The organism is Paenibacillus hemerocallicola (genome assembly GCF_006265175.1).
In the GTDB taxonomy this organism is placed as follows: Bacteria; Bacillota; Bacilli; order Paenibacillales; family NBRC-103111; genus Paenibacillus_AB; species Paenibacillus_AB hemerocallicola.
On the sequence record NZ_VDCQ01000060.1, the window covers coordinates 48,737 to 66,124 of the forward strand.

At 53.4% G+C, this 17,388-nt stretch carries 15 protein-coding genes; 2 read left to right on the top strand and 13 right to left on the bottom strand.

What is annotated here, in order from left to right; translation table 11 throughout:
- Nucleotides 1-32: 32 nt before the first annotated feature.
- From FE784_RS30970 to FE784_RS30980, 3 genes are all read right to left on the bottom strand, one after another.
- The gene (locus FE784_RS30970) at nucleotides 33-833 is read right to left on the bottom strand and encodes a hypothetical protein (protein WP_139606138.1); all 801 of its coding nucleotides are present in this window, start codon (nucleotides 831-833) and stop codon (nucleotides 33-35) included.
- A gap of 15 nt (nucleotides 834-848) precedes the next feature.
- Entirely contained in the window at nucleotides 849-1,460 is a 612-nt protein-coding gene (locus FE784_RS30975) for a Pvc16 family protein (protein ID WP_342779149.1), read from the bottom strand.
- 98 nt (nucleotides 1,461-1,558) lie between these two features.
- Complete coding sequence (locus FE784_RS30980) at nucleotides 1,559-3,778, bottom strand: ATP-binding protein (RefSeq protein WP_139606140.1); 2,220 nt, start codon at nucleotides 3,776-3,778, stop codon at nucleotides 1,559-1,561.
- 174 nt (nucleotides 3,779-3,952) lie between these two features.
- Here FE784_RS30980 and FE784_RS30985 point away from each other — a divergent pair, with 174 nt between their 5' ends.
- Nucleotides 3,953-5,185 (top strand): MFS transporter, encoded by a 1,233-nt coding sequence (locus FE784_RS30985; protein ID WP_139606141.1) that lies wholly within the window; start codon nucleotides 3,953-3,955, stop codon nucleotides 5,183-5,185.
- A gap of 138 nt (nucleotides 5,186-5,323) precedes the next feature.
- Here the strand turns inward: FE784_RS30985 and FE784_RS30990 are convergent, their stop codons facing one another.
- Genes FE784_RS30990 through FE784_RS41220 form a run of 3 tightly spaced genes read right to left on the bottom strand, consistent with a single transcriptional unit; the run spans nucleotide 5,324 to nucleotide 7,947 of the window.
- A complete protein-coding gene (locus tag FE784_RS30990; RefSeq protein ID WP_139606142.1) occupies nucleotides 5,324-5,887 on the bottom strand; it encodes a QcrA and Rieske domain-containing protein in 564 nt (187 codons plus the stop codon).
- A gap of 40 nt (nucleotides 5,888-5,927) precedes the next feature.
- Nucleotides 5,928-6,848, bottom strand: coding sequence for an Rpn family recombination-promoting nuclease/putative transposase (locus FE784_RS30995; protein WP_139606143.1), 921 nt, complete (start codon nucleotides 6,846-6,848; stop codon nucleotides 5,928-5,930).
- A gap of 55 nt (nucleotides 6,849-6,903) precedes the next feature.
- Nucleotides 6,904-7,947 (bottom strand): sensor histidine kinase, encoded by a 1,044-nt coding sequence (locus FE784_RS41220; RefSeq protein ID WP_246132274.1) that lies wholly within the window; start codon nucleotides 7,945-7,947, stop codon nucleotides 6,904-6,906.
- Between the two features lie 1,363 nt (nucleotides 7,948-9,310).
- Between FE784_RS41220 and FE784_RS31005 the strand changes: the two genes are divergently transcribed.
- Nucleotides 9,311-9,490, top strand: a complete 180-nt coding sequence (locus tag FE784_RS31005; protein ID WP_139606145.1) for a hypothetical protein — start codon at nucleotides 9,311-9,313, stop codon at nucleotides 9,488-9,490.
- A gap of 155 nt (nucleotides 9,491-9,645) precedes the next feature.
- Here FE784_RS31005 and FE784_RS31010 read toward each other — a convergent pair whose 3' ends face one another.
- From FE784_RS31010 to FE784_RS31040, 7 genes are all read right to left on the bottom strand, one after another.
- Nucleotides 9,646-10,344: a gamma-glutamyl-gamma-aminobutyrate hydrolase family protein gene (locus FE784_RS31010; protein ID WP_139606146.1), complete on the bottom strand. Its 699-nt coding sequence runs from the start codon at nucleotides 10,342-10,344 to the stop codon at nucleotides 9,646-9,648.
- Between the two features lie 251 nt (nucleotides 10,345-10,595).
- Nucleotides 10,596-11,213 carry a hypothetical protein gene (locus FE784_RS31015; protein WP_139606147.1) on the bottom strand — a complete coding sequence of 206 codons (618 nt, stop codon included), beginning with the start codon at nucleotides 11,211-11,213 and terminating at the stop codon, nucleotides 10,596-10,598.
- 316 nt (nucleotides 11,214-11,529) lie between these two features.
- A complete protein-coding gene (locus FE784_RS31020) occupies nucleotides 11,530-12,966 on the bottom strand; it encodes an AraC family transcriptional regulator (protein WP_176706650.1) in 1,437 nt (478 codons plus the stop codon).
- A gap of 322 nt (nucleotides 12,967-13,288) precedes the next feature.
- Nucleotides 13,289-13,861, bottom strand: a complete 573-nt coding sequence (locus FE784_RS31025; protein ID WP_342779147.1) for a nitroreductase family protein — start codon at nucleotides 13,859-13,861, stop codon at nucleotides 13,289-13,291.
- A 53-nt stretch (nucleotides 13,862-13,914) separates the two neighbouring features.
- Nucleotides 13,915-14,901 carry a FecCD family ABC transporter permease gene (locus FE784_RS31030; RefSeq protein WP_139606149.1) on the bottom strand — a complete coding sequence of 329 codons (987 nt, stop codon included), beginning with the start codon at nucleotides 14,899-14,901 and terminating at the stop codon, nucleotides 13,915-13,917.
- A complete protein-coding gene (locus tag FE784_RS31035; RefSeq protein WP_139606150.1) occupies nucleotides 14,898-15,908 on the bottom strand; it encodes a FecCD family ABC transporter permease in 1,011 nt (336 codons plus the stop codon). The genes FE784_RS31030 and FE784_RS31035 overlap by 4 nt, the downstream gene beginning before the upstream one ends.
- 18 nt (nucleotides 15,909-15,926) lie before the next feature.
- Nucleotides 15,927-16,940 (bottom strand): ABC transporter substrate-binding protein, encoded by a 1,014-nt coding sequence (locus FE784_RS31040; RefSeq protein ID WP_176706651.1) that lies wholly within the window; start codon nucleotides 16,938-16,940, stop codon nucleotides 15,927-15,929.
- Between the last annotated feature and the right edge of the window lie 448 nt (nucleotides 16,941-17,388).

Below are 17,388 nucleotides of genomic sequence, written 5' to 3' on the forward strand. Positions count from 1 at the left end.
TTTAGTATTCAAAATGGAAATGAGCCCGGATGCTAGACGGTCCATGTTCCAAGATTGACGGTTTGGCCTTCTGCTACGGTAATTTCTTGGGCCGCGATCGTTACGCCCGGCTCGCGCTCGATGCGGAGCTCGGCCTTGAACGAATTCGACTTCCCCCCCGGAAAGGCGACTGCCAGCTCGCCCCGTTCGGTCGTCTTCGTCGCGTATATGGGATACAGCAGCGATCCCCGCGAATACGAGGAAGTGAGGACGCTTTCCAGCCGAAACCGTTTCTGATGCTCGAGCACTTCGCGAATGCATACGATTTCGCGGCCTTCCTTGGAGCCTCGCCCGACCAGCAAGAAACGGTCGCCGATCTCGATTTTCCCGGTAAGGGACGCGACCGTAATCTCGTCGCTTCCTTTCACCGTTTTGTCCTCGGATATGCGCCCTTTGACGCAGTCGTCGGATAACAGGGTAGCCGTCACGCCCGCATGCCGCAAAGGGGCGCCGGAAGCTTCCGCCACGATCGCCCGCACGAGCGTATCGTTCGGCTTATACGGATAAGATGGAATCGGGATTAGAGGAATATGAATGACGCGATTGGAGGAACCGACCGAAATGTCCCTGGTCTCGCGAAAGTAATAAGTAGAGCTAATGTCCAAACGATATGTACCCGGATCCAAGTCAACGAATATGTAAGTGCCGTCCGGCTTGCCGATCGGCTTTCTCGGATATTGAACCAGTCGCACCTCCATATTGCGGTCGGAGGGCGGTCCGGAAACGTAGCCGTCGCGCAGCGCGATTACGAGCGAAACCCGCGATTTCATGCGGACGACACGCAGTTGTTCCATACTGACTCCCCCCAGCTAGCCTTGAATCGAAACGTCGCGCTCGAGAACCCGTTTGGTCGTCTTGATACGGGTCGAATCGATCATGACCGGTCCTACTATATAGCTGACGGTAAGCCGGTAAGGGGTGTCCGCGAAGTTCCACATGTTCAGCATTCCGTCACCGGATATGCTGTCCATCACGACACGCACCTCTTCTCCATGTTCCGCCAGCGTCCCGACTACTGTCGAACCGCGGAGCACGGAGTTGTCGTAGAGCACCTGCATGGCACGTCCCAATATGCGCTGTTCGTCCAATGCGCGGGACTGCAAGTCTGCCGGAGACTGGACGGTCATCATGTAGTGCAGGTCGACCGCCATCGGCGGATACTGGATTTCGCCCGTTCCGCGCGAAATCATCTGGGTTTTCCGGTTGTCACCGCTTTCTTTGACATTGTACAGAAACAGGGACAAGTAAAAATCGCCCTTGTCGACCGGATTGCCAAGACCGATCAATTCGGGCTGGGGAATCGGATCGGGCGTCATCTGCTCCCTCAGCAGCTTGATCAGAGAAGCGCTAACATCGGCTATGACGGAATAATCGCCTATAGGTAATCTCTCCCATCCCGCTGGTGGAATGTCGGAAAATATACGCTAGGTGCCGCCCGGCTGACATTTTCCGACTCGAGTATATTATACTGGTAATCTCCCGGACTGACTATAGGAAATATGGTATAGATTTCTATCTGTCAATAGTCTTCCAGGTCGTTGCGGGATATAATTTTTCCCGATTTTTGCAGCTCGTGGCGTACGGCATGCACGATGTGGCGCATGTTTATTTTTTCTCCCTTTTCCGCCGCGAGAAATGCCGCGGAAAGGACCACGTTCTTAATATTTCCGCCGGCGATCTCGTATTTTTGGGCCAGCCATTTGAAGTCCAGCTCGTCGGATAACGGCGTTTCCTTGGGGAAGGTAGCCTGCCAAATTTTCTCCCGGTATTCCGCATCGGGAAACGGAAATTTGATCACGTAATTGATCCTGCGCAAAAACGCCTCGTCGATATTGTTCAGCAAATTCGTCGCCAGAACGGATATCCCTTCGTACTCCTCCATCTTCTGCAGCAAGTAGGCGGTCTCGATGTTGGCATATTTATCGTGGGCGTCCTTCACCTCCGACCGTTTGCCGAATAAGGCGTCCGTCTCGTCGAAAAACAGGATCGCGCCGCTTTTTTGCGCCTCGCGAAATATCTCGTGCAGGTTTTTTTCCGTTTCCCCGATATATTTGCTGATCACCTGCGACAGGTCGATCTTGTACAGCTCCATGCGCAGCTCCTTGGCCACGACCTGCGCGGACATCGTCTTCCCCGTGCCGGGCGGTCCCGCGTACAGCATCGATAGCCCTTTGCCGTAAGCGAGCTTTCGCTCGAATCCCCACTCCCCGTACACGAGCGCCCGGTACTTGATCTGGTTGCAGGCATTCCTCAACAGATCCTTCTGCTCATCGGGCAGCACGATGTCGTCCCATGTATAGCGGGGCTCGATCCGGACAGCCTTTCGCTCCAGCCTATGCCGGATTTGACGGTAACATGCCTGTTCGAGCACGTCTAGGATCGCTTTGCTCTCCCAGACGGCCAAAACCGCCGCATCGTCGATGGCTCCGCGGATTTGCCCCGGCGTGAAGCGGAATTTGGCGGCCATTCCGGACCAGCCCCCGCCGGCCGTTAGCTCCGCCGTCTCGCCGAGGACGCGCCAAAGCGATTGTCGCTCCCGTTCGTCGGGGACGGGCAGCTCCTTCTCCAGCCAAACTCTTTTGCGGGAATGCCATTCGAGCCGGATCTTTGTCTCGGACAGCAAAAAGAGCGGCAGCCGGAATTCGTCCAGCATGTCCTGAAACGTTCGCAGACGTTCCACAGCCCCTTTGTCGGGCTCTTCCGGATACAGCAGCTCCGTATGCGTAAAGGCTAGTGCCGTCTGGTGAAGCATCGCCTCCCGCAAAACCCGCGAGAGCGTCTCCCCGAAACGGTCGGAATCGGCCGCGATCAGGCGCAGGTCGGCGAACAGCAGGCTTTTGCCCCAATTCGCGCATAAATGCCGCAGATGCAGCTTTTTGCCGGATCCGGACAAGCCGTATAGATGAACTCCGACCGCCGCCTCGCCCTCTCTTCGCGATTTGCCCATAATCGAAACGAACGAGGCCAACTGCTCCTGCACTTCTTCATGAACGAGCAGCTTCTCTAACGGGCCGTCCGGATAATGAATCGATACGGTCGACTGAAGGGCTTGGTCCAACGAACCGGTATCGAGCAGAAACGTCGCCATTCTGCGGTCAAGGGAAAGAGGCTTGGCCAGAAGCGTTCGGCCGAACGGCTCGCCGTCCTCCTTCGCCAGCATATAGCGGGCCAGCTTCCCATCCGGTACGAAGGAGAGGCGCGCCGCCCTCATATCGTCGGCCGAACGGCATACCAATTGAAGCGCCAGCCCTACATTCGGCAGTCGCACTGTCAAATCGTCGGCCAAAAATCCGAACATCCGCTCGTATTTGCGATCCAGCTCGACGGCCAAGCACAGCATGACCACCTGCTGCTCCACTTCGCTTAAAGCAAAAACGGAGCTTATGTAAACAGTAGGAAGAAAGACGTGCCGTTCGGCGCTTGCCGCCTTGCGGGCCGCTATTTCGTCCTGCAGCCTGCGTATTTCCGCAGCCGTGAAGGCCAGCTCGCCGTCATCGCCGTCTTCCTCCTCTTCTTCATTCCAATCTCCGACCATCCGCATGAACTCGTCTTCCGACACATACATGCCCCGGAACGCGTCCGCCTGCGGGTCCGGCGCCGACATTCTGCGGCGAACGAACATCAGCCTCAGCTTCAGGTCCAGCAGGCGAAGCTCGTCGGCGTAATGCTCCCATACGCGCGAATAGCCTTCCTCGACGGGCGTACCCTCCGGGACATCTTGAATTAAAGGATTGCGCAAGCGTCCACACCCCCTCTCTCTTCTATCAGTTTAATCGAGAATCCGGGTCGTTGTGAAGCCGCATCCATCACAACTTTTTATCGAGGCGACAACAACCTCTTATCGGGTATATCCGATATTACATGATATGATGACGATGGAACGCAGAATAACAGTTAGGAAGTGCCTTCGGTCGTGACTTACTCCTGGAAACGCAACTTGTTCATTCTATGGCTGGGCTGTTTTCTGGTCAGCATGGCGTATTCGGTATCGATTCCGTTCATGCCTATTTTTCTTCAAGAGGATTTGGGCGTAACCGATCACCTCGAGACTTGGACCGGCGGCGTCTTCGCCATTACGTTTCTGGCCAGCTCCCTGATCGCTCCGTTCTGGGGCTCCATGGCCGACAAATACGGCAGGAAACCGATGATGCTGCGGGCGGGCATATGCTTGTCGGCCTCTTATTTCATGTATTTTATCGTAGACGATCCTTATATGCTTCTGATCGCCAGAGTGGTGGAGGGCTTGCTCGCGGGTTATATTCCGTCGGCTATCGCGATGATCGCCACCAATACGCCGGAGAAGCAGGTCGGATACGCGCTGGGCATCATTTCGACCGCCTCGGCGGCGGCAGCCATTATCGGACCGCTGGCAGGCGGAGTCATCAGCCACATCATCGGCACCCGCGAGACCTTTTTCGCCGCTGGAGTCATGGTGTTCATCGCTTTTCTGATCGCTCTGATCTGGGTCAAGGAGCCTTCCTTCGTGAAGCCGGAAGGCAAACGCTCCTCGGTCATCAGCGACCTGAGGGAAGCGGCGCGGAACCGCCGGCTCATGATCGCCATCGCCATCGTGTTCGTTACGACGACCTCGGTCATGATCGCCGAGCCGCTGCTTACGATCTACGTGCTGCAGCTCGGCTCCAGCGCTTCCTCGGCTTCGCTGCATGCCGGCATTATTTTCTCGGCGGTCGGCGTCGCCACGCTGCTGGCCGCTCCCCGCTGGGGCAGGCTCGGCATGCGGATCGGTTATGAGAAAGTGCTGTTCATCGGACTCTTGGGCGGCGCGATCGGCAATGTGCTCCAGGTCGCGTTTCACAATCTGCTCGGCTTCGGTACGCTGCGGTTCGGGTACGGCTTGTTTTTCGCGGCCGTATTCCCGGCGCTCAATGCGATTATTGCCCAGAATACGGACCACGCCTTCCGCAGCCGGGCGTTCAGCCTGAACCAGTCGGCCAATGCGATGGGGCTCATGGCTGGCCCTCTGCTCGGCGGCCTGCTCGGCAGCCAGCTTCCGATCCCCGCCGTCTTCGTGCTGACCGGCGTGTTTCTGTTCGGCGTGGCCATGATCGTACGCCTGCCCCGCTTCTCCGTCTCGGCTCCGGTTGCGGATACCGGCGTCGGTGCGTCGAAGGAGCTGCAGCAGTAGAAGGCGGGTAAAAGAAGGCTGCCGATCGTTGTTGATCGGCAGCCTGTTTGTTGTTTTCGGGAAGGTTACAAACGGGTAATGCGGGATGGAAACGAGGCACATATTTCTCCAACTCGTCTTCCGCAGTCACCAATTATACTATGTTCTTCTGGTAGAGGCTCGTCCCTCTACTGGCGATAAAAGATTGATATACACACTACCGTCGGCGATTAAAGGTTTGAATGTGGCCAATCCTTGCAAGCCTCTGCCGCTACCGGTTGCATTTCCGATCGAGTCGAACTCGGCGCCATGACATGGACAACGGTAACCTATAGGATCTATTGCGCCTCGCTCCTTATCGGAAGTCGGTTCTACCGTACACCCCAAGTGTGTGCATATAGGGGACAATATGAGCAGCTGACCGTTTGTATCGTTAGTTATATATACGAAGCCTTTTATCGATTTCGCGACCCAAGCGTCTTGAATCGTCGCCTCGTACTCGACCTTCTCGATACCCGCAATGGCTGATAGCCGTTCAAGCTTGCCGAGCTCGATGATGTTGCCCGGGCGCTCCTTGGGTGTCGCCCGTTTTCTCCGCTGGGTCTCTCCATAGTAAAACAACCCCGTACTCCCGGCCAAAATCCCCGTTATCCCCAGTCCCAATTTGCCGGATATGCCGAGAAAGCTCCTTCTGCCAATCTTTTTGGGTAAACGTCCATTCATAGCCGTCACCTCCCGTAAATTACGGTGAAGAGGCGTAACTTTACTGTTGTTTTATCAATTTCCGTACTTCATCCACCGGAACCTCGATCGTCTCGGCCACTTCCTCCGGCGAGAAGCCCTTATCGAGCAGCTTTCTGATGATTGAATGACGTTCTTCCGCTTTGCCTTCTACCTTGCCCTTTTCAAAACCGATTTCAATGCCTTCCTCCATGCCCCATTTCTTCCATGCAGGCATCAGCTCCATAATCTTCTCTCCTTCCTCGGGATCGTGACTGCGAATTTCCCGGAAGATCGCTTCGTCTTCCTCTTTGCTCGGCTGAAAATATAAATCAGCCACCGACATGATAAGAGCTAACCGAGCTTCGTCCCATTGGTGCCGCAATCGCAGCAGCATACGCAAGTAGGTCAGCCGCATCTCGCGCCTCTCTTTTTGATTATATCCCATTTTGGCCAGCAACGCAGCAGCAACCGGGTTGGTCGAGTCGACGAAAGTACGCCAATTTTTGTTTCTAAGCTCTACCTTCAGAAAACGGAAATGCAGGATGTCGTGCTCCGCAATCGTCATTGCAAGCGTATCCGGCTCATTCTTCGAATCGTCCGATGTGAAGATCGCGATCGGAATAATCAGCCTATGCTCTTTCCGGTGCCGCTCGAAAAGGCGGCTAAAGTAAATGTACATCCGCTCGTGGAAATCGGCTTCCTTGTAGGACTGCGGCTCGAAATGCACAAGCACGAAGGCGTCCAACGCCTTGTAGCGGGTTTCCAGCAGCAAATCCAGCTTGCGCGCCTCCTCCCCAACGATATCGACAAGCAGCTCCTGCATGAGAAAGCGGGTTTGACCATGATCCAGCACTTGATCTAGCTCTGGGAAAAACAACTCGATAAATTCCTTGAAAAACGTTTGAAGGAGCTTCTTGAACGCCTCGTCGTGCGGGGTAGGGTTAGTTTTTGTTACATGCATCCGTTCTTCCGTCGCTTTCAACCATCAATCGCCCTTTCCGGCAACAAGCCATTCTTTAAGCGGAAATGCCTTCCTTCATCGGAAAAGAAATGTTCATGCGAACCCCTTCTCCTTTGTGCGCTTCAAGCTCCAAATGTCCGTGCAAATGCAATATGCGGCTCCGCAGCTGCTCCATGCCCACGCCGGACGTCCGAATATCGGACATCGCCTGCAAGCGCTCCGGCTCGAAGCCGACTCCGTCGTCCCGGTAGTGCAGATGAAACGAGCCGTTCGACATCGACAAGCGAAGGCTTACGACCGAAGCTTCCGAATGCTTTCTGGCGTTATTGAGCAGTTCTTGCACGATCCGGAACAGATGACGTTTCGTTTCCAATTGTTGGCGCTCGATCGCGTATGCCCCGGCCGCCTCGAAACGAATTTCGAACGGACAAGCGTAAGATTCTCGCTCGACAATTTTTTCGACAGTCCGGATAAAACCGATTTCCTGCAGCAAATACGGATGCAGGTCGAAGCAGTTTTGGCGCAGAGTAACATTGATGATCTCGACATACTCGACAAGACTGCGGACGTTTTCCTTCGCTTCTGCGGGGAGTGCGTACTTATCGCCCAACGCGGCAATTTTCCGTTTCAGGTGGAACAAGTCCTGCATCGTCGTATCGTGCATATCGGCGGCTATCCGCATCCGCTCCCGCTCCTGCAGCTCAAACGACAGCTTCCGGAACCAACTCATATCTTGCGTGTCCTGCTCCCCCATCGACTGGGAGGACATCCGGTTCATCTTGTCCGTCAGCTTGCGGATCAAATACACGTTCTCGAGACTTACCGCCAAATAAGAAACGATCAGGCCGAGCCACTGCACCTCTTCGAGAACGAGCAGCGTGTTGGAGCGTTTGTGCGTCATGATTAAATAACTCGTATATTCTTCGTGCTTATTGATCTCGAAGCTTATAAAGTCCGGATGATCGAGTTGGGCTTCACGACCGATCATATCCTTCACTGCTGATTCGTCAATATCCCCCTCGCTGATGATTTCTATGCTGTCTCTGTATTTGAACGCGATGGCTCCGCCGTAAACCTCCAGTGTGCTTACTATATCCACCAGAATCAAGTCTTTTAATTCTCTGAAGCTTGATGTGGATGTCAAATCCTTTGCGATTTTTTTAAGTGCCGCCTGCAGTATGTGTTTTCGTGGAAACATAAATCTTTCCATTCGAGTAAAGATGTTTTCAGTAGAGTATAGAAAAAATGTGAAAATCAACAAAATAACAAAAAACAACAAAATGTAGTTTTTGGGAGACGGTTGATGCGGGAACAGCAAGTAGACCGCAGCTATCACCAAAATGCTTGGAGCAGACGCTAAAATGATGGTGAATCCAATTCTTCTAAGAGCCATATCAATGTCGTAGAGTTGCTTAGTACCAATAAGATAGGCAAATGCTAGCGGAAGAATAAGCACAAACCAACTTGTGTATAAAGAATTAATAAATTCTTTTCCATAGATAATATGTGGAATAAAAGAAAAGAAAATAATCGGAAAGAACGAAAGGAACAAAGACCCGCAAACAAATTTTGTAATTGTTCTGATGTACGAATTTTTAGTTCGATTTTGAAGATATACATTGAGCAAGAAAGCAAATACCAAAATAATTCCCACTAAAAATAACAAAAGACTCAACGAGGAGCTCGATCTGTAAATAAGGAAACTTATCGTTGAATCGTAGTAGAAGCTAATTCTAACAAAAACGCCTATAAGCACTATAAAATACAGGTATTTAAAGTAGTGCTCCTTGTAGGACAACCCACCTTTTTCATTATAAAGAACAATTAGAAAGTGAAGAAATACAATAGGGATAGTAATAAGCGAGTTTGTAAGTAAGAGTTTACCAGTCGCATCCCCTCTCATCGAACCTGCAAGACTCATGAACGTAATACCGGTAACAACAAATACAAGCGCTAAAAATTGAGCTGAACGGGAGTTCCTGACTTTTAGGAGCAGTAATATCGCAGCTATAAAACAAAGTGTTTCAACAATGGGAATTAAAAGATCATACTTCAGGGAATCACTTAAGGAATTGGTTGAAAGATAGATAGTTTCACCGTCACGAAATAGCACTATCGTATCGGCTTGCTCAATGATTTGCCATTTTTGAACTGTATGATAGTCATCAGGCACTAAATTATTAATATTAACAATAATATCCCCTATTTGAATATCCAAACGAGAAGAACTGTCTACTCTGTCGATGGAATAAACGGTCCACTCCTTGTTTTCATTTTGCTTCAAATTAATTCCTAAGAACGGATAACGAATCGTTAAATAGAGGAACCAACATTGGGCAAGGATAATTAATACGAAAACTGTCGAAAAAATAATTCTTTTTTTCAAGTGGATACCCTCTTTCTGATAATTTTGGAAAATGATATATTAGAAGTGTTCGAAAAATATTAAAGGAGGGTTCCCTATGCAAGAAGTTATGTGGTCAAGCAGTCTCAAAGAAGTAGTAAAGAATACCTGCAACCGAAATAAAGTGACAGAAAACTACACGAATTGTGATCTATCTGAAGCAGAACTCGTAGCTGTATACCGTGTAACGAAGAAAGAAAACGTTTCCGGCAATACAGTAGCTTGGTGGTGGGAGTAAATACTTCATACTATATTTTACCAAACGGAAGAAAGATTGTATATTTAGAAGTACAAAACTTCGATGTTTCAATTAATGCCTTATGTACTGCATAGTACAAAAAACAGCCATGTTCCCATTAGGAAAACTGGCTGTTTTTTGTAATCTCTATTTACTCACTCCCCCGCACAAGCCTTAACAAAAGCCTCAAACAGCTTGCGCGAAACGTCATCGGTGCCCGCAGTATCCTCCGGATGCCACTGGACGCCGACGACGAAACGATGCGACTCGCTTTCGATCGCCTCGACGATGCCGTCTTCGGATTTGGCGGTGACGCGCATGCCCGGCGCGGGCTCCTTGACGGCCTGATGATGAAAGCTATTTACTTTGAACTCGGTCGTCCCGGCGATGCGGGCAACCATGCTGTCCTCCTCGGTGCGCACCCGATGGGACAGATGGCTTCTCGGCGCCTTCTGGCTGTGCTGGAGCGTTCGGCATTGCGAATATATGTCCTGATATAGGCTACCGCCCAAAGCGACATTGAGCACTTGCTCGCCCCGGCATACGGCGAAAATCGGCTTGCCCGCCGCCGCGTATTCGCGGACTAACAGCACCTCGAGCCCGTCGCGTTCGGGTGTTATGCGCCCCAACTCCGGCAGCGGCTCTTCTCCATAATAGCCCGGATCGATATCCGGCCCCCCGGTGAGCAGCAAGCCATGGGTCACCTCGCACAGCTTGCGGACCTCCTCCTCCCCCAATCCGAACGGCACGATAACGGGAATCCCGCCCGATTTCAGTATCCATTCGGAATAAGAGTGCTTCAGACTCGCGCTTTCTTCCTCATAATTGGCCGTGATGGCCACTATCGGTTTCATCGAATCCCCTCCGTCGCTCGCGCATTGCTATCCCTGTTATACCTTATGCTCGACGGCCTGTAAACTTCTCTACGCGTCAAAAAGAGGCCGCCCGCTCTGGTACAGCCTCCATATACTTTAGTTCCTCGGACATACGATAATGACTCTTTCGTAGTTTCGCGGCTTGCCCCCTTGCAGCAGCATGGACACAGATCGTTGCCGGACGCCATCAAGGAAGCTGAGTTGTTTCTTAAGCCTATCTTCAAAAGGCACTATTGGGGAACAACCTCAAAAACGGACTTATTTGTCTCCAGTTCATAATTCCCTTCACCAACACGAAATTGCGCAATCGCCGAAGCCTCATACTGCCCAGTTGATTCCAATTTGTACTGGTATGTTTCTGTTATTGTTTCGTTTGCTCTTAATCCTCTCATAATTCCGACATGATCCATTGAAATCACATTGACTTGCATTCCTTTACTGTCCTTGATTCTAAATATAAAAAGCTGCGAAGCATGCATGATTGTAGTCCGCTTGCCGCTTGAATTCAACAGTGTTGCAGTGATCGAAAAAACCTCATTTTTCTTAACTGTTTCGGGTGCCTCGATACTTACGGTATACAACGGTTTCGCTTCTCCTTTAGTGGCAGGAGTATGGGTCGTTGTCTCGGATGCTCCAGCAGCAGGGTGATTTCTTGCGGTCTCAGGTGCTTCAGCAGCAGGAGCAGTTGTTGTCGTCTCAGGTACTTCAGCAGCAGGAGCAGTTGTTGTCGTTTCAGGTGTTTCAGCAGCAGGAGCATTTCTTACCGTCTCCGATTGGTTTTGCGGATAGAACAGATTACAAGCCGTCAACGCAACGGACAATAGCAACAGTATTGTTATTTTTTTCATAAGATCCACCTCCGTCCTTCTAAACGCACAGAGATGGTAACTTGTTTCAGGCAGTGATCATTCTGTCTGGAGGACCTTCTACGATCTCGGTAGAGCTTAAAGTAAGGGCGACATGCATTTTGGCCGCGAGCCGGCCGATATGAACCTGTAACGGAGAACGGCGAGGGGACCGCCGTTTTTCATCCTCCTCCGCTTTGTTATTCTCAGGTTGATGACATGCCTGAAATACAAGCAAGCGCTCACGTTATCGACGGTGATTGCAACACCAACATAGTACGTGAACGCTGACGATGACGGCAAGGAAGCCCGGCAGGGCCTATGTTTCCCCCTGCAGCAGCTCGTCCATGATCCGCTGCTGCCCGATCGGAGACCAGCTCATGCGAATCCAGTTCGACGCCCGGCGAATCCGGTCGTTGTGGAAGGCGTTCATGCCGCCCCAGCAGGCGTTTTGCCCCAGCCGCGAAAGGAGCTCCGTATCGCTTCCGGACGGCAGATCGCTGTAAATGTATAAGTAGTCGGTATCAAAGGGCGGCACCCGGCCAACGTCATATTCCCGATATTGCCTATCCAGCGGAACGCTGCTGCCGGGCCTCAGTCCCAGCTCGGTATACAACAGCGCATTCATCGGGTGCTGTCCCAGCCCCTGTACTCTGATTTTCCGTCTGAACAGACGCATGAAGGAAAAAGACTGGCTGGTTCTGGACGAATTCAGCATATTCTTCGCGTAGTGGATCTTTTGCTCCACCTGATCGAAGTTTTGCTGCGCTTCCTTTTCCCTTCCGACAAGCTCGGCTATTCTCCTGTGCATTTGCCGCCAATCCGCCGAATATTCCAGTACAACGGTCGGCGATATTTGCTTCAACCGCTCGTAGAACGGCCGATGCCGGCTATCGGCGATGATTAGGTCCGGACGCGCCCGGCGAAAGCGTTCCAATTGATGCTCGACCATCAAACGGTGCCCTTCCTCGGTCTGCTCCACATTTCTGCCGCCGTTCATGACGGCCTCCGGCTCCAGGCCGAGGGAGCGAAGACAGTCCTCATAGCCGAAGCTGCAGGCGACCGCTACCCGCAGGTGCCTTCTCTTGATATAAAATACGGGAGACATCCCGAACGCCTGCTTGAAGATCCGGCTAAAATAAAACTCATTGCCGAAGCCCGCGGATTCGGACACCTCTTTAATCGGATGTCCTTGCTCCAGCAGCCGTTTGGACCGGTCCATACGAATGTGCTGCAAATATTCCATGGGAGATATTCCTTTGGCTCTCTTGAAGCTTCTGGAATAAGAGGTTTGCGTCAAGCCCGCTATGTGGGATAGCGTATCCAGTCGGATTTTTTCCTTGTAATGCCTGTACATATAATCGATCGTTTGATCGATGCCGCCGCCCTCTCCCTTCTCCGACTCGCCCGGCACGGACAGCTCGTCGAGCATATGCTGGAGCAGCGAGTTGAATTGAAGCTGAAGCCCATCCGACCGTGCTGGACGGGAACGGAGCCCGCGATACATGCGCTCGATCCGCTCCGCAATCGGCTCTATCGACCGGATCGGCAGCTTGCCCGGCGGAAGCGGCATGCCGGACGTTTCGCCCGGCGTGCAGCTCCAGCTTCCCTGCCGCCAGTCCAGGACCACGCTCCCGAACCGGAGAAGGTAGCATTCGACGCAGCTCGATTGCACCAAAATTTCCACTTTCATCGAGGGCCGCAAAAAAAAGGCGCAGCACGGCTGCAAAGAAACGAGACGGCCGTCAAGACGCAAATAGCCCTCTCCCGCCGTTACGACGCATAGCATGTCGCAAGGAACCGGCGGACAGAGCGGCGAAGCCTTCGTACGAAACCTAAGCTTGTGTAGAGAAGTAAGCAGATATAGCGGGTATTGGACAATGTCGCGGGGCAACAAGCGTCTTCACCTTCCTGTCGAAGTCGGCGAAGCAGCCGGAGCGTCGTCCGGACGCCGTCGGCCGCTTCTCGAGCCTATTGATGAGAATCATTATCAATAGATCTAGTATAGCTGTTTCCCGCTTCCTAGGAAAGGCTCCCGCCGAAAATAATTCCGTCGCGCTCCCGGCGAACGGCCGCAGTTAGCCGAAAACGGTCAGCAGCTCCTCGGCCGGTATGCGGGGGCGGGCTGGCGGGACAATGTCCGGATAGCCGATGTGCAAGACGCCGACGATTTTCTCTCCCGGCTGCGCGCCCACCGTTTCGCGGAATCCCGGATCGTAATTGTAATGGTTCGTTTTCCATACGACGCCCAAGCCCCGCTCCCAGGCGGCCAGCTGAAAATTTTGAATCAGACTGCATACGGCCGCGTAATCCTCGTCCCACTTTTTTTGCCGGGGGTCCTCCTTCAGCAGCACAATGAGATGGGCCGGGACCGCTTCCAGATACGCCCGTTTTTTTGGGCCGTACTTCTCTCTATCCTCGGAGGAATACGTGCGGACCATTGCTTCGGCGAAGATCGATCTCGCCACTCCCTGAAACAAGATGAACCGCCACGGCTGCCTATGCTCGTGGTTCGGCGCCCATACCGCCACGTTCAGCAGCTCCAGCAGCAGCGCTTCGGGCACAACGTCATCCTTGAAGAGCCTGACCGTTCTTCTCGATTTGATCAGGTTCGCCACCTGCGTTTCTCCGTTCATTCCCCATGTTTCCAATGTTTATCTTCCTTTCCGAATCAGCTTTCTATTCCATAACCGGAGCCGGCCGTCTATGCCGAATTCCGCCTCGCATACAGCAAATAAATGAAAAACGGCGCTCCGACGGCAGAAGTAAATACGCCTACCGGCACGTCAAGCGGAAGAAAGAGCGTTCTTCCCGACAGGTCCGCAAGCAGCACCAGAATGGCGCCGAGCAGCACAGAGACCGGAAGCATACGGGCAAAGCCCGGCCCGACCAGCTTGCGCGCCATATGCGGGGCCAGCAAACCGATAAATCCGATGCCGCCGGCCACCGAAGTAGCCGATGCCGCCAAGGCAACGCTTATAAGCAAGAGCAGCAGCCTGCTCGACTCCACCGCACTGCCGGCCCCGGTCGCGACTTCGTCGCCCAACTGCAAAATATTGACATGGCGGGAGAGCAGAAATGCGAGCGGCAGCAGGATCAGCGTCCAGGGAAGTATCGTCAGCACATTTCCCCAGCTTGTCGCGTAAATCGATCCCGTCAACCATAAATAAGCAATCCCGGCATCGCCCCGCGGATTGAAGATGATCATCATCGTCGTGGCCGCCGCGGTCAAGGAAGACATGCCGACTCCGATCAGCACAAGACGGACGGGCGTCGTCCCTCTCTTCCAAGCGAGCAAATACAAGACGAACGAGGCGGCCGCCGCGCCGGCGAAGGCGAATAACGGCAGCCATCTAATGCTGACCCGCTCGGACAAGTAGGTCAGAAACATCACCGCCGTCACCGAGGCGCCGCCCGTAATGCCCATAATGTCCGGCGAGGCGAGGGGATTGCGGATCATCCCCTGCAGCAAAGCGCCGGCACCGGCCAACGTGCCTCCGACCAGCACGGCGATCACGATTCGCGGCAAACGCAGCTTCTGGACAACCATCACATGCTCATCGGCTCCCGCTCCGAATATGGCGCGCAGCGTATGTAAGGGGGAAATTTGCATATCCCCCAGTCCGGCGCTCAGTATCGCGGCCGCGATAACGACGGCAAGCAGGACAAGCGATACGAATGCGCCTTTCATGATTGAATCCCTCCTCTCCGGGCGATGTAGAAGAAGAAGGGCACCCCGATCAGCGCGGTCATGACGCCAACGGGCACTTCCTCCGGTATCATGATGAAGCGCGCCGCCAAATCGGCCGCCACCAGAAGAAGCGCGCCGAGTACGGCACAATAAGGGATAAGCCAGCGATGATCCGTTCCGGAGAAAAACCGGCCGATATGCGGGACAACCACCCCGATAAAGCCGATCGGCCCCGCCACGGAAACGGCTCCTCCCGCCAGAATGACGATCATGAGACCGATCGAGGCTTTCAGCCAGACGGTTTTTTGTCCCAGACTTCTGGAAGTCTCCTCGCCCATCATCAGAACGTTCAAATCCCGGGCAACGACCCAAGCGCCGATCAAGCACAGCAGCATATACGGCAACACGATCAGCAGCATATCCGGCGAGCGTCCGGCAACCGTGCCCGTCAGCCAGTACAGCACGGTGTTCAATCCTTTCTGATTCACCACCAGAATGCCCTGGGTGAAGGAGGAGAACAACGCCGTCATCGCGGCCCCCGCCAGCACCAGCTTCATCGGCGTCAAGCCTCCCCGTCCGAGCGAGCCCAGTATGTAGACAACCGCGGATGCCATAGCCGCACCGGCAAAGGCCAGCCACATCAAGGCATGCATCGAGGATACCGAGAAGATAAGGGATGCCAGCACCACCACGAAGCTTGCGCCGGCATTGACGCCCAGCACGCTCGGCGACGCCAGCGGATTGCGGGTCAGCGCTTGCATCATCGCCCCGGCAATCGCCAGGCTCGCTCCGATCGCGGCCGCAATAAACGCTCTCGGTACCCGGGTTGTGCGGACAATAATCTGGTCACTCACATTTTCGTCATAGTGGAACATCGCATCCCAGGCGACCGACCAGCTGTAATGGGTCGCGCCGAACCGTACGCTGGCAATCATCCCAAGCAGCAGCAGCAGACAGCCCGCCGCCAGTCCCGCCGCCCTCCGGCGACGTATATGCCTATCGTTCATGGACGGACTCCTCGGCCTTTATTTGATTTGAAAATATTTGTACAAGTCGTCAAGCAGCGATTGCGCCGCCAAAGCGCCCGCGCTCAAATTCCACGTAATCACGTCCACAGGAAAATAGTGGCCGGCTTTGACTCCCTTTAAGCTTTTCCACAGCGGATGCGACGTCCATGCTTCCAGCGTCTGCCTGTTGCTCGGATCGCCTTCGACAAACCGGGTCATATCAAAAATATAATCGCCGTCAAGCTGCACCATCTGCTCCTTTGAGGTCAGATTGACCACCGTCTTGCCCTCCACCTGCTGGGCTTTGGGACGGGATAGGCCAAGCTCCTGAAAAATGGTGCCGGCGAATCCGGTTATGTAGAGGCGGGCGCTGCCGTCACTCTCGAAACGAACGATCGAAACTTCCGTTCGGCTCAGGCTGCTGCCGACCTTCTGCTTGAATTCGGCCACCCGCTTGTCCCACTGCTGCAAAATTTGCTCCGCTTCCTTTTCCTTATACATCGCCGCCGCGCCAAGCTTCAGATTCCCCTTCCAATCGAATACGCTCTCCGTCATCAGCGTCGGAGCGATCGCGGACAGCTGAGGGTAAATCTTCTCGTGGCGCGCTTTGGCGCCTATAATCAGATCCGGCTTCAAGCCTGCAATGGCCTCGATATTGGGCTGGGTTTCCTCGCCCAAATTGGCAACTCCCGCCATTTTGTCGCGCAAGAACAAGTACCAAGGTTTCTCCTCCCAGGATTGTACGGCCCCCACCGGCTTGACGCCGAGAGCGACGGCGTTGTCCACCATGCCGTTATACAGGATGACCACCCGTGTCGGCTGCTTTTTCAAGGTTATACTCCCCATCGCATGTTGAATCGTCTTTTCCGCTTCCGCTCCCGTATTGCCGGACTGCGGAGTCTGCCCTTCCTTTCCCTTCGGCTGCTCCTGGGCAGCCTGTCCTCCCGTTATGCCCGAATTTCCGGTCCCCCCGCACGCGGCAAGCGCAACGGCAAGCACCAGCAATATCAGCATCAAACGTACAGTCTTCATCTCTGTGTCCTCCCTTTTTTTACAGCAAAGCAAGCGCAATCCGCCCAAAAAGCCTTCCGTGATGGCGGAGGCATTGGACAAGTCCCGAGGCATCGTAACCATTTACTGCATTTGCTGATAATTTAAATGATATTGATAATTATTATCAATGATAATCGTTGACTTCGGTTCTGTACATGTCCGATTTTATCCGGATCCGGTACCGATTTTATCATCGACTCTAGTGACCTGATCCGGAACCAATCCCCGTGTATGTATTCGAAGACGCTTCGTCTGCCGGAGGCGTTCGGAGCGATACCATCCTATGACTCGCGGATTACTTGGAACGGCAAAAAAGATGACTTCCGACGAATCGAAGGTAATCTTTTTACAGCTTGCAGCCGTCAATAATTTGGGCCGACGTCATGATTGCTCTTCTGTCAATAAAGTAGACACCATTAATTTAAGC

Bases quoted from the DNA above. Each gene is read 5' to 3' on its own strand.
- FE784_RS30995 (WP_139606143.1), bottom strand. From the start codon at position 6,848: ATGCATGTAACAAAAACTAACCCTACCCCGCACGACGAGGCGTTCAAG.
- FE784_RS30970 (WP_139606138.1), bottom strand. From the start codon at position 833: ATGGAACAACTGCGTGTCGTCCGCATGAAATCGCGGGTTTCGCTCGTA.
- FE784_RS30990 (WP_139606142.1), bottom strand. From the start codon at position 5,887: ATGAATGGACGTTTACCCAAAAAGATTGGCAGAAGGAGCTTTCTCGGC.
- FE784_RS31035 (WP_139606150.1), bottom strand. From the start codon at position 15,908: ATGAACGATAGGCATATACGTCGCCGGAGGGCGGCGGGACTGGCGGCG.
- FE784_RS31030 (WP_139606149.1), bottom strand. From the start codon at position 14,901: ATGAAAGGCGCATTCGTATCGCTTGTCCTGCTTGCCGTCGTTATCGCG.
- FE784_RS31005 (WP_139606145.1), top strand. From the start codon at position 9,311: ATGCAAGAAGTTATGTGGTCAAGCAGTCTCAAAGAAGTAGTAAAGAAT.
- FE784_RS31010 (WP_139606146.1), bottom strand. From the start codon at position 10,344: ATGAAACCGATAGTGGCCATCACGGCCAATTATGAGGAAGAAAGCGCG.
- FE784_RS31040 (WP_176706651.1), bottom strand. From the start codon at position 16,940: ATGAAGACTGTACGTTTGATGCTGATATTGCTGGTGCTTGCCGTTGCG.
- FE784_RS31015 (WP_139606147.1), bottom strand. From the start codon at position 11,213: ATGAAAAAAATAACAATACTGTTGCTATTGTCCGTTGCGTTGACGGCT.